Raw genomic sequence first — 14,594 nt, 5'->3', positions numbered from 1 at the left:
CGGGACCCCGCGCCCGGGTCAGCCTCTCTACGTCCGGCCGGAACCTCCGGCGCTCGGGTCGCCGAACCCGCGTGGTGGGCGGAACGGACGTCAGGTGAGGGGGAGCAGGCGTCCGGCCACGACGAGCGTGACGTCCTCCGACTCGGCGGCCAGACGCTGGTTCAGGCGGCCGAGCGCGTCCCGGAAGGCCCGCCCGCTGGAAGTGGAGGGGACGACGCCGAGCCCCACCTCGTCCGACACCGCGACGATCCGCTGGCGGGTCGAGCGCCAGGCCTCCACCAGCTCGTCGCAGCGCCGTACCACCTCGTCGCGACGCGAAGGCTCCTCCCACGCGCCGGCCTCATCGAACATCGCCGCCAGCCACGTCCCGAGTCCGTCGACCAGCAGCGGCGTCGTGGCGCGGTCGATCGCCTCGGCCAGTTCGGTGGTCTCCTCGCTCGACCAGTGGGCGGGCCGTCTGGCGCGGTGGGCGGCCACCCGCGCCGCCCACTCGGGGTCGCCGTGGCCCGAGGGTCCCGTGGCGAGGTAGGTGACGTGGGGCTCGGCCGCCAGCCGCAGCTCGGCCTCGTCGGACTTGCCCGAGCGCGAGCCGCCCAGCAGCAGCGTCCGTCGTGGCGGGGCCGGGGTGGGTGGGGGAGCGTGGGCGGTGTCCACGACGGTCCCGTCCGGTACGGCCCGCGCCCCCCACAGCGCGAGCCGCCTGGCGAGTTCGGACTCCGACCTGACGCGATGGTCGAGCCCGACGGCGACGACGTGGGTGGCGGCGGTGACGATCCCGCGCCTTCGCAGGTCGCCGAGGACGGAGGGGTCGTCGAGCAGGTCCACCAGCACGAGGTCGCACGCCGGGGAGGTGTCGTTCACGGGCGTCGGGAGAGCGGTGCCCGTCGAAGGAGCCGCCGCGGGTCCTGGCGGCCCAGGGTCGAGCGGCGTGGCCCGCCGCTGCTCCTCCGGGTCGAGTGTCGTCTGGCGAGGGTCTCCTGGAGTGGCGGGCGCGGTGGGAAGAGGGGGGCCCGGGGTGGCGGGCGCGGCGGGTCGAGGGGATCCCGGGTCGAGTGGTGTGGTCTGGTGAGGGTCTCCTGAGGTGGCGCGCGCGGTGAGTGGAGAGGGCGCCGGGGTGGCGGGCGCGGCGGGTCGAGGGGGGCCCGGGTCGAGCGGTGCCGTGGGGGGAGGGGGTCCCTGCGAGGGGGCCGTCGGGTGAGGGGATCCCGGTGGGGGCGGCGCGGTGGTGCCGTCGCGCTCGTCGGAGGCGGTGCCGTACCTCTCGGCAGAGGCGGGGGCACGGGACAGGTCGAGGAGCCGGGAGCCGTCAGGTGCGACGACGAGTGCTCCCTCGGCCTCGTAGCCGGGGGGAGGCGCGTCGTCCCCCAGCGTCAGCACGCCGTCGATCTCCACCCGCAGGGGCGCGCGCCAACCCGGCGGCAGTCCCGCGCACGAGACGCACGAACACCCGGGCGAGGGCCAGCCGTCGCGCCCCGCCGTACCGATGAACCTGACAAGCACGCCTCACAGCGTGGCACGCCCACGGGAGCGGCGGGCCACCAGCACCCCGCCGCCCACGATCGCGACGGCGGCCACGCCGCCCGCGATCCACAGCACCGGCGGCCCTCCATCCTGGGCGGGTGAGGGGGCAGGGGCGGCGCCGCCCTTCGCCCTGGCGGGGTAGTCGTTGACCGCGAGGACCGTTCCAGAGGACTCGGCGCGCACCCTGGCGGCCAGGGCGAGCGCCTGCATCCCCGTGGCGCCTTCCGCCCCTGCCACGCACGTGGTGACGGGAGCGGGTGGGCGCTCGCCCGGGTAGGCGTCGGTGCCGGTGTCGCCGAAGTCGATCACGAGGGCCACGCGCTGGTGGCCGGAGGCGGCGGGCTCCTTGCCGCAGATCTGGTCGAACGCCGGCAGTTCGCCGCCGGGGGATTCGGCGGCCGAGCCGTCGGGGGCCGCGGCGAAGCGCCAGCCGATCACCGAGCCGTCGCGTACCGCGGCGTCCGCCTGGCCCGACAGCCACGCGGTGCCGTCGCTCTGCCAGTAGCTCCACAGGCGGGCGGCGTTCGGATCAGGCGCGCCGGGGGCGGGGTCGGCGAAGGCAGGAGCGGAAACGAGCAGGGCCGCCGCGCAGGCGAGCCCTAATGCGCGCAGCATCGATCAACCTCCATGCTCCAGGGGTATGGTGCGGGTGCCGATGTGAGCTCGGGCGATCCCGCGGAAAAGGAGCGTATGGCATGACATGGCGCTGGCGTTATGAAAACGCAAATGGTGGTGAGGTGACCGACCGCCCCTTGCCGCGCGAGGTTTTCCCCAGCCAGGCCGACGCCGAGTCGTGGCTTGGTGAGAACTATCGTGACCTGCTGGAATCGGGGGTCGAGCAAGTGGCTCTGCTCGACGAAGACCGGGTTGAATATGCGGGAATGTCGTTGCGAACGGAGTGAATGAAAAAACCCCTTGGGAACCAAGGGGTTTTTCGTTTCATGCGTAACCGCTATGGCCGGGTGGCCGGGGAGATCGTCTTGGCCGGGTCGCGCTCGATGATCGGGCCGAGCACGTCGTCGATCTTCTTGAGCACCTCGGCGTCGAGCTTGACGCCTGCCGCCTTGACGTTGTCGCGCACCTGCTCGGGCCTGGAGGCCCCGACGATGGCGCTGGCGACGTTCGGGTTCTGCAGCACCCACGCGATCGAGAGCTGGGCCATGGACAGGCCGAGATCGGCGGCGATCGGCTTGAGGTCCTGGACGCGGGTCAGCACGTCGTCGTTCATGAACCTGTCGATCATCTTGGCGCCGGTCTCGTCCGTGGCGCGCGAGCCCGCGGGAACGGCCTGGCCGGGCAGGTACTTGCCGGTCAGCACGCCCTGGGCGATGGGCGACCAGACGATCTGGCTGACGCCCTCCTTCTCGCTCAGCGGCACGATCTCCGACTCGATGACCCGCCAGATGGCGTTGTACTGCGGCTGGTTCGACACGATCCGGTCGAAGCCCATCTCGTCGGCGATCTTCAGCGCCTGGGCGATCTGGTCGGCGTTCCACTCGCTGACGCCGACGTAGAGGACCTTGCCCTGCCGTACGAGGTCGTCGAAGGTCTTGAGGGTCTCCTCGAGCGGCGTCGCGTAGTCGAAGCGGTGGGCCTGGTAGAGATCGACGTAGTCGGTCTGCAGGCGGCGCAGCGAACCGTTGATCGACTCGGTGATGTGCTTGCGCGACAGTCCGCGGTCGTTGGGGCCGGGGCCCGTGGGCCAGTAGACCTTGGTGAAGATCTCCAGCGACTCGCGCCTGACGCCCTTCAGCGCCCTGCCGAGCACCTCCTCGGCGCGCGTGCCCGCGTAGACGTCCGCGGTGTCGAAGGTCGTGATCCCCTCGTCGAGGGCGGCCTTCACGCATTCGTTCGCGGCCTCCTCCTCGACCTGGGAGCCATGGGTGATCCAGTTGCCGTAGCTGATCTCGCTGACCAGGAGACCGCTGCGGCCGAGGTGACGGAATTCCATGCACACGACTGTATCGGTTCGGGATAGTGTGCCCGGCGTGGTGAAGCTTGTACGGCACGCGCTGACCGCCGCGATCCTGACGGCTGTCGTGGTACGGCTACGCCGCCGCGCCCGTACGACGTCGCCCGAGGTCGCACCGCGGGAATCGGCGGAAGGGCGGCGCGCCGGAGCCCGGTGAGCGAGCGCGGCGGCCGTCGGTGATCTCCGCCGAGCCGGTCCCCGGGTGGGTCCGGTAGGGTGCCGCGCGTGCTCAAGCTCCTGCGGATGGCGCTGATCGCCGTCGTGCTCGCCGCGATCGCGATCAGGATCGACAGAAGGACCTCGCCGTCTGCTCCCGTGCGGGAGCCGGTGCTCGGCCGTCCCACTCCGGAGGACCTCGAGCGTTACCACCGGCGCCCTGTCAGCCGCTTCCTCAACGGCCTGCTGGCGGGGTTGATCCTCGGCCTGCTGGTGGCCGGCGTCGGCACGGTCGCGGCGATCACCTCGGCGGGGGAGGCGGAGAAGGAGCGCGAGCAGTTGGTGAGCATGCGCGCCCGATCCGGTACGGCCGAGCAGGGTCACGCGCCCGAGCCGTCCATCGCCGACGTCCCCACGCCGTCGCCGTCGCCGTCGCCGGCGATCGCGCCCACGCCCGACCCCGCCTGCGCGCCCGAGCGGCGCGCCGTGGTCGTCAGGCCGCTCGACCCTCAGGTGAAGCGCCAGGTCGACGCGCAGTGGCGGCGCCTCGAGCGCTGGCTCAGGCGCAACGCCCCTGTCACCTACGCCTCGCTACGCGGTCCCGGCAGGGCGCGCACCATCGCCGTCGCCGAGTCGCAGACCGGCCTGCGGTTCCCGGACGACCTGCGCGCCTCCCTCCTGCGGCACAACGGCGGCATGCCCCTCGGCCCCGACAAGGGCGTGGGACTCGGCATCAGGGAGATCCGCGACGGCTGGCGGTCGATGTGCAGGGGGGACATGGTGGAGGGTGACGACCCGCGCGCGGAGTACTGGAACGGCAGGATGATCCCGTTCCTGCTCTACCCCGAGAACGACGAGAACCGGATCTACGCTGTGATCGACTCCGTCGTGGGCGACGTCCGGTGGGTCGACGGGTGGGACGACGGGGGTGCGGGCGTCGGCCCTTCACACCGGCCGTCCTACCTGGACCTGTTGCGGGCCAACGCCGACGCGCTGCAGCGCGGCGCCGCTGTCGACGGATGGCGGCCCCGCGTGGTCCGCGGGGCCGTCCGCTGGGAGCCGGCCGGGTGATCTATCGCTGTCGCAGGCGGGCCTCGTCGACGAGGGCGTGCCTGTGGTGGCCGTGCTGCCCGCGCAGCGCCAGGACGGCGGGCGGGAAGACGACCAGCGGCCGCATCATGCCCTCGTCCTGGTGCTCGAGCAGGTGACAGTGGTAGGCGAAGCGCCCGCTGCCGCCCTCGAACCGCCCTGCGACCTTGACGACCTCGGCGCCGCCGACCCTGACGACGTCCTTCCAGCCCTGCTCGTTCGGGTCGAGCACGCCCGCCTGCTTGAAGACGACCGGTGTCTCCGTCGTCCCCTTGTCCACCTTGAATCCGGAAATATCGTAAATATCCCGGCTGAGGACTTGGAAGCGCATCAGGTGGATGTGCATCGGGTGCAGCGCGGGAGCGACGTTGACGAACGTCCACACCTCGGTCCCGCCCAGCGCGGCGAAGAAGTTGACCGCGTCGTCGGGCATCCTCGCCACCCGCCGGTAGGTCTTGACCGTGCCCGACGCGTCCTTGATCTGCACGACGCCCTCGGCCCCGACCGGAGCCCCGGGATCCTCGGCCATCTCCCACATCTGCGCGTGGTCCCCGCCGCCCACCATCGTGAGCACCACCCTGTGCCCGTGGTCGGCGGGCAGGTTGTCGTGCGTGGTCCGCACGAAGCTCGGCGAGATCACCGCGGGCAGCGTGAAGGAGTCGTTCGGCCTGCGGTCGGCCACCCTGAACTGCATCACGTCGGGGAAGGGGATGTTGGCCTGCGGGGCCGGCTGCCCTGGCACGCCGGGACCGCAGTTGACCATCTTCACCCTCTTACCGGCCAGCGCCCTGAAGTCGACGAGCACATCGGCCCGCTCGGCGGGCGCGAGCACCAGGTCCCCGTCGATCGCCACCGGCGCGGGCAGCAGCCCGCCGTCGCTGCCGATCTGCTTGACCGCGCCCGTCACCGGCTGCCCCGTCGCCTCGTCGAACAGGCGCAGCCTGAACGTCCGCGCGTTGGAGGCGTTGAGCATCCTGAACCTGTACCACCGCGGATCCACGTCCATGTACGGCCAGACCACCCCGTTCACCAGCGTGTACGGCCCGGCGAACGCCCTGGTGACCACCTTCGGCGTGGTCGTGGTGATCTGCACCTTGTGCAGGAGTTCCCCGTTGAGCAGCCCGCCCGCGTCGGTGTCGAAGTTGCGGTCGCACAGGATGAGCGGGACCTCGTGCCTGCCGCTGGGCAGCCTGAGCGCGTCCTCCTCCTCGTCCCTGATCAGGTAGGCGCCGAGCAGTCCCGAGAAGACGGTCCACGTGCCCACGTGCATGCCGTGGTCGTGGTACCAGAGCCCGGTGGAAGGCTGGTCGTTGACGTACTCCACCGCCTCGGCCTCACCGGCCAGCAACCCGTTCTCGCCCCATCCGTCGTTGCCCGCGTTGGTGATGGCCCCGTGCAGGTGGACCACCAGCCATGGCGGGATCGCCGCCACGTCGGCGCGCGGCGTCGCCCCGTCCCTTCCCGGATTGTTGATCGGGATCGTCGGACCGGCGGGCACCTGGACCGCGGTGACCGGCACGGTCTCGCCCCTGATCGTGTTGGTCCACGCCAGCTTGACCTTCTGGCCGCGCCGCACCTCGATGGTCGGGCCAGGGAAGCTGCCGGCATACGTCCAGAGCCGTGTGGCGGCAGCTGGGAGTGCAGGCGCCTGCGCACCGAGCGCATCTCGAGCGCGACCTCCTTGCCCCTGGGCCTCAGCACCTGAGGGACGGGCAGGGCGTCGAGGAACGGTGTGAGCGTGGCGGTGGTGGGCCTGTCGACCCCCGCCGGCTCGAAGCCGTCCCCGACGAGCGGTTCGGCGTCGGCGACGCCCGTGGTGGTGGCGGTGACCGAGGCCGCCGCCCCTACGACCACGCCGAGAAACCCCCGTCTTGTCGTTCGCATGGTCTCCCCGTGAGTGAAGATCCGGACCCCACCGGGTGTGACGATCGTGACGACTCACAGGTTTCCCGCTTTTTCAGGAAACTTTAAGTTCCTGATGTCATGCCCACATGCTCGTACGGCCCGCGTCCTTGTGTCAGGACGCGGGCCGTACGGGATGAAGAGGGATCAGGCCTTGGGCGGCGCGGGCTTGCCGCCGGGCAGGAACTGCGGCGGAGGGAAGCGGAGCCTGCGGATCTGCAGAGCGCGCATGGCCGCGTAGAAGCCGACGCCCCTGAGGTCCTCGCTCGGGAACTTCTCCGCGGCGACCTTCTTGACCTTCCACGACACCCAGATCGAGGTGGCCAGCACGCCGACCATCATGATCGGCCAGCCGATCGTGATGACCCCGAAGTAGACCCAGTTGCGGATCTCGGGCGGGAAGGGAACCCACGTCAGCACCAGGATCACCAGCGAGAACGGCAGGAAGTACTGGCTGATGACGCGCCGCGAGTCGACCCAGTCGCGCGCGAACTTGCGCACCGGGCCCTTGTCGCGTGCGGGCAGGTAGCGCTCCTCGCCGCGCGACATGCCCTGGCGGGCCTTGTCCCGGTCGGATGCCTGCCTGGCCCGCATCTGCTTGTAGGCCTCTTTGCGGTTGGCAGGGGCGGTCACCGGCTGGCGCCGACGCCCTTCGGCGTCACGGCGCTTGGGGGTGGGACGACCTTTGCCCTGGGGCTTAGGATCGTCAGTGGGGACGGGGGATTCGTCCACTGAGGTCTGGGAACGGCGTCGCAACACAGCGTCAACCCTACCTGGAGTGCAACTTAGTGACGCCCCCGTGCGTTATGCGTAGGGTAATCCCAAGGCGGCTGCGCTGCACTGGGTGATCACAGCACGACCTAAGAAGGGGACGGCCGACGCGCATGAGCGTGATGAAGAGACTTTCGATGATCTTCAAGTCCAAGGCCAACAAGGCCCTGGACAAAATGGAGGATCCGCGCGAGACCCTTGACTACTCCTATCAGCGGCAGCTCGAGCTGTTGCAGAAGGTGCGCAGGGGTGTGGCCGACGTCGCCACGTCGCGCAAGCGGGTGGAGCTCCAGATCAACCAGATCGAGCAGCAGGCCACCCGTCTTGAGGATCAGGGGCGCAAGGCGCTTTCCGTCGGGCGCGAGGACCTGGCGCGCGAGGCGCTGACCCGTCGCTCCAGCCTGCAGACCCAGATCGCCGATCTGCGGGTCCAGCATGACAACCTGCAGGCCGAGGAGGAGAAGCTCACCACGGCCTCCCAGCGCCTCCAGGCGAAGGTCGACTCCTTCCGCCACAAGAAGGAGACCATCAAGGCCACCTACACCGCGGCCGAGGCGCAGACCCGCATCAACGAGGCGTTCTCCGGCATCTCCGAGGAGATGGGCGACGTCGGCCTGGCGATCCAGCGGGCCGAGGACAAGACCGCGCAGATGCAGGCCAGGGCCGGCGCGATCGACGAGCTGCTGGCATCCGGCGCGCTCGACGACTTCAGCGGCAGCCGTACCGACGACATCCAGGCCGAGCTCGACCGCATGGGCGGCGGCAGGGACGTCGAGCTGGAGCTGGCCAGGATGAAGGCCGAGCTCGGCCAGGGGTCCGCACCGCAGCCCTCCATCGAGCAGGGGCAGCCGCAGGCTCAGCCCCAGCCGCAGCAGCAGACCCAGCAGTTGCGTCAGCCCGGGGAGCCCGCATGATCGTCAGAATCATGGGCGAGGGCCAGGTCCAGATCGCCGAGGCCGACCTCGGCGTGCTCAACGAACTCGACGGCGAGCTCGAGGCGGCCATCGAGGCCGACAACGAGCCGGAGTTCCGCGAGAAGCTTCACGCTCTGCTCGACAAGGTGCGCCACGTGGGCAAGGCGTTGCCTGACGACAGCCTGGAGCCGTCCGAGCTGATCCTTCCCCCCGCTGACGCCTCGATCGAGGAAGTCAGGGAGATGCTGGGCGACTCGGGGCTCATCCCGGGCTAGGCCGTGAGCACCCGGTTCGCGCCCGACCGTGGCCTCACCAGCCGCATGGTCGTGACGATGTTCCTGCTCGGGTTGCTCTACGTCGTCTTCGTCGGCGCCCTCATCGCCCTGGGCGTGCGGGCGCTGAGCGTATTGCTGATCGCCGGTGTCATGCTGCTGGCGCAGTACTTCCTGTCCGACCGGATCGCGCTGTTCGCGATGGGCGGGCGGGAGGTCTCGCCGCAGGAGGCGCCGGAGCTCCACGGCCTGGTCGACAGGCTCTGCGCGATGGCCGACATGCCCAAGCCGCGGGTGGCGATCGCCGACTCCGACGTGCCCAACGCCTTCGCGACGGGCCGCAACCAGAAGAAGTCCGTCGTCTGCGTGACGACCGGGATCCTGCGCCGGCTGGGGCCGGAGGAGCTCGAAGGCGTGCTGTCGCACGAACTCTCCCACATCGCCCACCGCGACGTCGCCGTCATGACGATCGCCTCCTTCCTCGGGATCGTGGCGGGCCTCATGACGCGCTTCGCCCTCTACACCGGCCTGGGCGGCCGCAGGGAGGGCAACCAGGGCGGGCTTCCCATCGGGCTGATCGTCATGCTGGTCTCGATCGCCGTCTACGCCGTCAGCTTCCTGCTCACCCGTGCCCTTTCCCGCTACAGGGAGCTGGCCGCCGACCGGGCGGGCGCCCTGTTGACGCAGAAGCCGTCGGCACTGGGGAGCGCGCTGGTCAAGATCAGCGGCGAGATGGCCAGGATCCCGACGCGTGACCTGCGCGAGGCCCAGCCGTTCAACGCCTTCTACTTCGCGCCCGCGGCGGCCCCTGGAAGGACGCTGGCGAACCTGTTCTCCACGCACCCGCCGCTCGAGCGCCGCCTGGATAACCTGGCGAAGATCTCCGCGCAACTCGGAAAGGGCTGAGCGATGGGCTGGATCGACGTGATCCTCGGCAGGTCCAAGCCGGCCGAACCCAACCTCGACGCGCTGTTCGCGCTGCCGTCCGCGGCCGTCACGCTGGAGGCCGCGACGGGGTTCGCGCCGACGGGCGTGGGGTCGGTCAGCTACCGGGCGGCCGAGGGCGGCGCGTTCGCGACGCTGGAGAGCGAGGTCAAGGCCCTGCTCGGGGACCGGGTGGAGGAGACGCGCGACGACTACGGCTACTCGTGGCTGTTGGTCAGGCGCGCGCCCGAGGCGATCGGCGACCTGGTCACCGAGCTGCACGCGGTCAACTCCTCCTTGGAGGACGCGGGGTTCGGGCCCTCCCTGCTGTGCTCGCTGGTGTCCTTCGCGGACCGGCGGGGGCGCAGGCTGGCGGTGGTCTACCTGTACAAGCGGGGAACGTTCTATCCGTTCGCCCCGCTGGACGGCCAGACCAGGGACAACGCGCTGGAACTGCAGGCGCGGGGCGTGCTGGAGGGTGAGCTGAAGATCGAGGAGGACCTCAGCAGGTGGTTCCCCGTCTGGGGCGCCCCGGGCCTCTGACCAGGGGTGAGCCACCCGGTGTCCCTTATATGTCACTTTGGGTGATTTACTGGTCACATGGAGCGACGACTCACTCTTGCGGCCGCCTGCGCGTTCGTCGTCGGTGCCGTCCTCTACAGCGCGTGGCTGCCGGGCCAGCTGGCCGCACCGGCCCTCGACAGGCTCGACGGGTACGTCGGCGAGCTGGCCGCCCGTGATCAGCCGTGGTCCAGGATGTTCAGAGCCTGCGACGGGCTCGCGGGACTGGCCTGCATGGGCGGCGTCGCCCTGGTGGCCAGGGTGCGCGAGGAATGGCAGGGCTGGCTGGCGATGGCCCTGTTCGGGCTGTTCACCACCGTCGCCGCGCTCTTCCCGCTCGACTGCGCGACCTGCGGGCGCGCGCTCTCCCCTCAGGCCTGGCTGCACGTGCCGGCCAGCGGCGCCGCCAACGCGGCCGTGCTGGTCGCGATGGTGGTGCTGAGCGCCGCGTGGCGATCGGCGGTCGGCTGCGCGTTCGCCGTCGTCATGTTCACCGCCAGCGGGACCACGCTCGTCGCCGACGCGATCGGCAGGTACGCGGGGCTGGCCCAGCGCGTGCAGGTGACGCTGATCGCCGTCTGGCTCATCTATCTCGCCACCCGGCTGCTCGGCGCGGTCACCCCCCGGGTGGAGACGGGGCCGATGCACGTCGTCCACGAAGGCTCGGGCCTGCCCGTCCTGGTCAGCTCGGGCCCCGCCGACGCGTGGTTCCACGGCGACGAGCTCGCCGAGGGGCTGCGCCGCGACCGCAGCGTCATCCGCTTCGACCGGCCAGGTCTCGGCCGCAGCCCGGCCGCCCCCACCCCGCCCACCCTGTACGGCGAGGCCGCCCGCCTGGCCGCCCTCGTCCCCGACTCGATCCGCGCCACGGTCGTGGCGCACTCGGTGGCCGCCTGGCACGCCGAGGCCTTCGCCAGGCTGCACCCCTTGCGCGTCGCGCGCCTCGTCCTCGTCGAGCCGGCGTGCGAGGTGCGCAGGCGGCGCAGGGCGCTCGTGGCGGGGCTCGGGTGGTGGATGCCCGCGCTGGGCGCCACGTGGGGGGCGACAGCGCTGGCCAGAGCGCTGGGGCCATCGCTCCACCGGCTGCGCAGGCGCATGGCGGACCCGTACGGCGTCTACGGAACCGGCCGGGTGGTCGCGGCGGTCGTGGGGGAGTGGCTGGCCCACAGGGAGATGGCCGCCGCCCTGCGGAAGGTCAGGGAGCGGCACCCCCTGCTCACCGTGCCCGTGACCGTCATCAGCGGGGGACGGCCGAACCGCTGCCACGAACGGCTGGCCGCGGCGCTCGGGGCGCGGCTGGTACGGGTGCCGGAGAGGGAGCTGTCCGCCGCGGTCGTCGAGGCCTGCCGGTAGCCGAGCCGGCCGGACGGTGACACGATCAGCCTGTGCCGAGCGCCCGGGCGACCCCTCCGCCGCCGGGCGGGCGGGACGAGCGGCGGGCGGATCGCCGTGCAGGGCGGGCGAGAAGGCGGGTCGGGAGGGCCGATGGTCAGGGACTGGACGCACGAGGACCACACCGAGGCGGCGGTCACGCAGATCGAGCGGATGGCGGACACCGTCCGGGAGGCCGACTTCGGCGCCCCCGTGCCCACCTGCCCGGGATGGAACCTGGAGCAGCTGGTGAGGCACACCGGATCCGTCCACAGGTGGGCGGCGCGGATGGTGCGCGAGCTGGCGCCCAAGCGGCTCGACAGGACGGCGATCGAGGCCGAGGCGTCGGGGAGGCCCGCGGGCGAGCTGCCCGGATGGCTCCATGACGGCGCGAGGGCGCTGGGCGAGGCGCTGACGCTCCAGAAGCCGGGCGAGCCCGTGTGGGCGTGGGGCGGCGACAGGCACGTGCGGTTCTGGTCGCGCAGGCAACTGCACGAGACGGCCGTCCACCACGCCGACGCCGCCCTGGCGCTGGGCCGCCCGCTCGCGATCGACGAGAACGTGGCGGCCGATGGCGTGGAGGAGTTCCTCGACGTCCTGCCGTACGCCAGATGGCGTCCGCAGGTCGCCGAACTGGCCGGCGAAGGGGAGACGATCGCGTGGCGGACCGGCACGGGCGCGGCCTGGCTGATCACCCTGCACCCGGGCGGCTTCACCTACGAGCGGGCGGCTGAGCGGGCGACGGCGGACGTCACGGCGACGCTGCACGCGGACACGGCCGCCGACCTGTTGCTGCTGGCGTGGGGACGGCGCTCGGTCGAGCAGCACAGAGTCGAGGGCGAGACCACGTTGCTGTCGTGGTGGGCGGATCGTTCCATGATCTAGTCAAATGGCCGCGTCGGTTCGCCGGAACGCATCGGACCGATGGTGACATGGCGCCTATGATCAAGCTTGCTGACGCGCTTGCGGCCACGGCCGTCGCGCTCGGGATGATGGGCACGCTCGGCGGTACGGCTCACGCGGCGCCGGAATCAGCGAGGGTGGTTGCGGACGAGGCGAGAAAACAGGTCGCGGTCGTCGGACACGGAACGGTCTCCACCGCGCCCGATGTCATGCGGCTGTCGGCGGGTGTCGAGGTGCGCGGGGCCACCGCGGGCAAGGCGTTCGCGGCGGCCAGGGGTGCGGCCGCGAGGCTCACCAACGCACTGATCAAGGCGGGAGTGTCCGTCGACGACCTGACGACGAACGAACTGTCGCTCGGCCCCGAGTACGAGACCTACCCGAAGGTGTCCGGCTACCGTGCCGCCCAGGGCGTCGAAGCCATCGTCCGTGACCTTTCCAAGGCCGACAGGATCATCGACGCGGTCGCCGCGATCGGCGAGGAGGTCAGGCTCAACGGCGTCAGCTTCGAGGTGTCCGACCCCGCCAAGGTGATGGAGGGGGCACGCGCCGCCGCGTTCAAGGACGCGGCGATCAAGGCCAAGCAGTACGCCGCGCTGGCGGGACGCAGGCTCGGCGAGGTGGTCGAGATCAGCGAGGAGATCCCGGGCGGGCCCGCCCCGATGATGTTCACCGGCGCGCTCGCGCAGGACAAGGCGTCGGTGAGCCCCGGACGCCAGACCCTGGGGGTCAACGTCCGGGTGGTCTACGCGCTCGACTGACGCCTCCGGGCGGCTCCCGGACACCGGCAACCCCCAGGGTCCCGCGACCCTGGGGGTTTCGTCACGGCAGGGCCAGCATGCGCTCCAGCGCGACCTTGGCCCAGTGGGTGGTGTCGGCGTCGACCGTGATCTGGTTGACCACCTCGCCGAGCGCCAGCGACTCCAACGCCCACACCAGGTGCGGCAGGTCGATGCGGTTCATGGTGGAGCAGTAGCAGACGGTCTTGTCCAGGAACGAGACCCCCTTGTCGGGGAACATCTGCGCCAGGCGCTTGACCAGGTTCAGCTCGGTGCCGATCGCCCACTGCGAGCCGGCGGGCGCCGCTTCGAGCTTCTTGATGATGTACTCGGTCGAGCCGACGTAGTCGGCCTTCAGCACCACCTCGTGCTTGCACTCGGGGTGGACCAGGACGTTGACGCCCGGGATGCGGGTCCGTACGTCGTCGACCGACTCGGCGGTGAAACGGCCGTGCACCGAGCAGTGGCCCTTCCAGAGGATCATCTTGGCCCTGCGCAGCTCGTCCGCGCTCGGCGGCCGGTGCGGGTTGTAGACGACGCAGTCCTCCAGTGACATCCCCATCTCCAGCACCGCCGTGTTGCGGCCCAGGTGCTGGTCGGGCAGGAAGAGCACCTTCTGGCCCTGCTCGAAGGCCCATTCCAGCGCCCGCTTCGCGTTGGACGAGGTGCACACGGCGCCGCCGTGCCTGCCGCAGAACGCCTTGATGTCGGCGCTGGAGTTCATGTAGGTGATCGGCACCGTGATGTCGGCGATGCCTGCTTCCTCCAGCAGCTCCCACGCCTCCTCGACCTGGTCGAACGTGGCCATATCGGCCATCGAGCACCCGGCCGCCATGTCCGGCAAGATCACTTTCTGGGAGTCGTTGGTCAGGATGTCGGCGGACTCGGCCATGAAGTGCACGCCGCAGAAGACGATGTACTCGGCCTCGGGGCGCGCGGCGGCCTGCTGGGCGAGCTTGAAGGAGTCGCCGGTCACGTCGGCGAACTGGATGACCTCATCACGCTGGTAGTGGTGGCCGAGGACGAACAGCTTGTCGCCCAGCGCCTCCTTCGCCTTGCGCGCCCGCTCCACCAGCCCCGGGTCGGAGGCCGGGGGGAGTTCACCGGGACAGTCGACACCCTTCTCGCTGTGCGGATCGGTGCCCTGCCCGAGGACGAAGAGCGGCAGCCCTGTCTGGGTGGCCATGGCCGTACCCCCTTATCGTCGAAGTGACGACTAATGATGACACACGGCTTGGGGCGCTTTGTTCCTGGCACCCCCTTGGCCTCGAGGGCGCCGATCAGCGCAGGTCGGGGGTGCAGGGGCGGCGCCGCGTGGAGAGGAAGGGGGTCAGGGCGTCCCCGATGCGGGCCGGCCAGAGTTCCGTTTTCCGATTTTTCTGGACGATCTATAACAACCCCTCAGACGCGGAATGCATAGCAAGCCTCCGGTGTTGGTAGCGTCTTAGTAGGACGTCAGAAA

At 70.8% G+C, this 14,594-nt stretch carries 16 protein-coding genes; 10 read left to right on the top strand and 6 right to left on the bottom strand.

Going from position 1 to position 14,594, the window contains the following annotated elements; genetic code table 11:
* Positions 1–90: 90 nt before the first annotated feature.
* Together ACFSKW_RS41675 and ACFSKW_RS41670 are read right to left on the bottom strand one after the other, a co-directional pair.
* Positions 91–1,500 (bottom strand): bifunctional adenosylcobinamide kinase/adenosylcobinamide-phosphate guanylyltransferase, encoded by a 1,410-nt coding sequence (locus ACFSKW_RS41675; RefSeq protein WP_379579675.1) that lies wholly within the window; start codon positions 1,498–1,500, stop codon positions 91–93.
* 3 nt (positions 1,501–1,503) lie between these two features.
* Positions 1,504–2,136, bottom strand: coding sequence for an SCO2322 family protein (locus ACFSKW_RS41670; protein WP_379579673.1), 633 nt, complete (start codon positions 2,134–2,136; stop codon positions 1,504–1,506).
* 80 nt (positions 2,137–2,216) lie between these two features.
* Between ACFSKW_RS41670 and ACFSKW_RS41665 the strand changes: the two genes are divergently transcribed.
* Positions 2,217–2,423, top strand: coding sequence for a hypothetical protein (locus ACFSKW_RS41665; protein WP_379579671.1), 207 nt, complete (start codon positions 2,217–2,219; stop codon positions 2,421–2,423).
* A 50-nt stretch (positions 2,424–2,473) separates the two neighbouring features.
* On the opposite strand, the gene ACFSKW_RS41660 is transcribed toward ACFSKW_RS41665, so the two are convergent.
* Positions 2,474–3,472 (bottom strand): aldo/keto reductase family protein, encoded by a 999-nt coding sequence (locus ACFSKW_RS41660; protein ID WP_379579669.1) that lies wholly within the window; start codon positions 3,470–3,472, stop codon positions 2,474–2,476.
* Between the two features lie 37 nt (positions 3,473–3,509).
* Here ACFSKW_RS41660 and ACFSKW_RS41655 point away from each other — a divergent pair, with 37 nt between their 5' ends.
* Together ACFSKW_RS41655 and ACFSKW_RS41650 are read left to right on the top strand one after the other, a co-directional pair.
* Positions 3,510–3,650: a hypothetical protein gene (locus ACFSKW_RS41655; protein ID WP_379579667.1), complete on the top strand. Its 141-nt coding sequence runs from the start codon at positions 3,510–3,512 to the stop codon at positions 3,648–3,650.
* Between the two features lie 68 nt (positions 3,651–3,718).
* The gene (locus tag ACFSKW_RS41650; protein WP_379579665.1) at positions 3,719–4,720 is read left to right on the top strand and encodes an SMI1/KNR4 family protein; all 1,002 of its coding nucleotides are present in this window, start codon (positions 3,719–3,721) and stop codon (positions 4,718–4,720) included.
* Between the two features lies 1 nt (position 4,721).
* Here the strand turns inward: ACFSKW_RS41650 and ACFSKW_RS41645 are convergent, their stop codons facing one another.
* Positions 4,722–6,680 carry a multicopper oxidase family protein gene (locus ACFSKW_RS41645; protein WP_379579663.1) on the bottom strand — a complete coding sequence of 653 codons (1,959 nt, stop codon included), beginning with the start codon at positions 6,678–6,680 and terminating at the stop codon, positions 4,722–4,724.
* A gap of 107 nt (positions 6,681–6,787) precedes the next feature.
* Entirely contained in the window at positions 6,788–7,372 is a 585-nt protein-coding gene (locus tag ACFSKW_RS41640; protein WP_379580264.1) for a DUF3043 domain-containing protein, read from the bottom strand.
* A gap of 152 nt (positions 7,373–7,524) precedes the next feature.
* Between ACFSKW_RS41640 and ACFSKW_RS41635 the strand changes: the two genes are divergently transcribed.
* The 7 genes from ACFSKW_RS41635 (at position 7,525) to ACFSKW_RS41605 (ending at position 13,114) form a co-directional block, all read left to right on the top strand.
* Positions 7,525–8,325 (top strand): PspA/IM30 family protein, encoded by an 801-nt coding sequence (locus tag ACFSKW_RS41635; RefSeq protein WP_379579661.1) that lies wholly within the window; start codon positions 7,525–7,527, stop codon positions 8,323–8,325.
* Positions 8,322–8,600 carry a PspA-associated protein PspAA gene (gene pspAA / locus ACFSKW_RS41630; RefSeq protein WP_379579659.1) on the top strand — a complete coding sequence of 93 codons (279 nt, stop codon included), beginning with the start codon at positions 8,322–8,324 and terminating at the stop codon, positions 8,598–8,600. Before ACFSKW_RS41635 ends, pspAA begins: the two co-directional genes overlap by 4 nt.
* A 3-nt stretch (positions 8,601–8,603) precedes the next feature.
* Positions 8,604–9,503: a zinc metalloprotease HtpX gene (gene htpX, locus ACFSKW_RS41625; protein ID WP_379579657.1), complete on the top strand. Its 900-nt coding sequence runs from the start codon at positions 8,604–8,606 to the stop codon at positions 9,501–9,503.
* Positions 9,504–9,506: 3 nt separating this feature from the next.
* Positions 9,507–10,064, top strand: a complete 558-nt coding sequence (gene pspAB, locus ACFSKW_RS41620; protein ID WP_379579655.1) for a PspA-associated protein PspAB — start codon at positions 9,507–9,509, stop codon at positions 10,062–10,064.
* A 57-nt stretch (positions 10,065–10,121) separates the two neighbouring features.
* On the top strand, positions 10,122–11,435 hold the full coding sequence (locus tag ACFSKW_RS41615; protein WP_379579653.1) for an alpha/beta fold hydrolase: 1,314 nt from the start codon (positions 10,122–10,124) through the stop codon (positions 11,433–11,435).
* Between the two features lie 132 nt (positions 11,436–11,567).
* Positions 11,568–12,338 carry a maleylpyruvate isomerase family mycothiol-dependent enzyme gene (locus ACFSKW_RS41610; protein WP_379579651.1) on the top strand — a complete coding sequence of 257 codons (771 nt, stop codon included), beginning with the start codon at positions 11,568–11,570 and terminating at the stop codon, positions 12,336–12,338.
* A gap of 56 nt (positions 12,339–12,394) precedes the next feature.
* Positions 12,395–13,114 (top strand): SIMPL domain-containing protein, encoded by a 720-nt coding sequence (locus ACFSKW_RS41605; RefSeq protein WP_379579649.1) that lies wholly within the window; start codon positions 12,395–12,397, stop codon positions 13,112–13,114.
* 61 nt (positions 13,115–13,175) lie between these two features.
* On the opposite strand, the gene nadA is transcribed toward ACFSKW_RS41605, so the two are convergent.
* Positions 13,176–14,318 carry a quinolinate synthase NadA gene (gene nadA / locus ACFSKW_RS41600; protein WP_379579647.1) on the bottom strand — a complete coding sequence of 381 codons (1,143 nt, stop codon included), beginning with the start codon at positions 14,316–14,318 and terminating at the stop codon, positions 13,176–13,178.
* Between the last annotated feature and the right edge of the window lie 276 nt (positions 14,319–14,594).

Source organism: Nonomuraea mangrovi (assembly GCF_042681425.1).
Classification (GTDB): Bacteria; Actinomycetota; Actinomycetes; order Streptosporangiales; family Streptosporangiaceae; genus Nonomuraea; species Nonomuraea mangrovi.
Note: the sequence above shows the minus strand (reverse complement) of the source record. Positions and strands in the feature narration are given on the sequence as shown.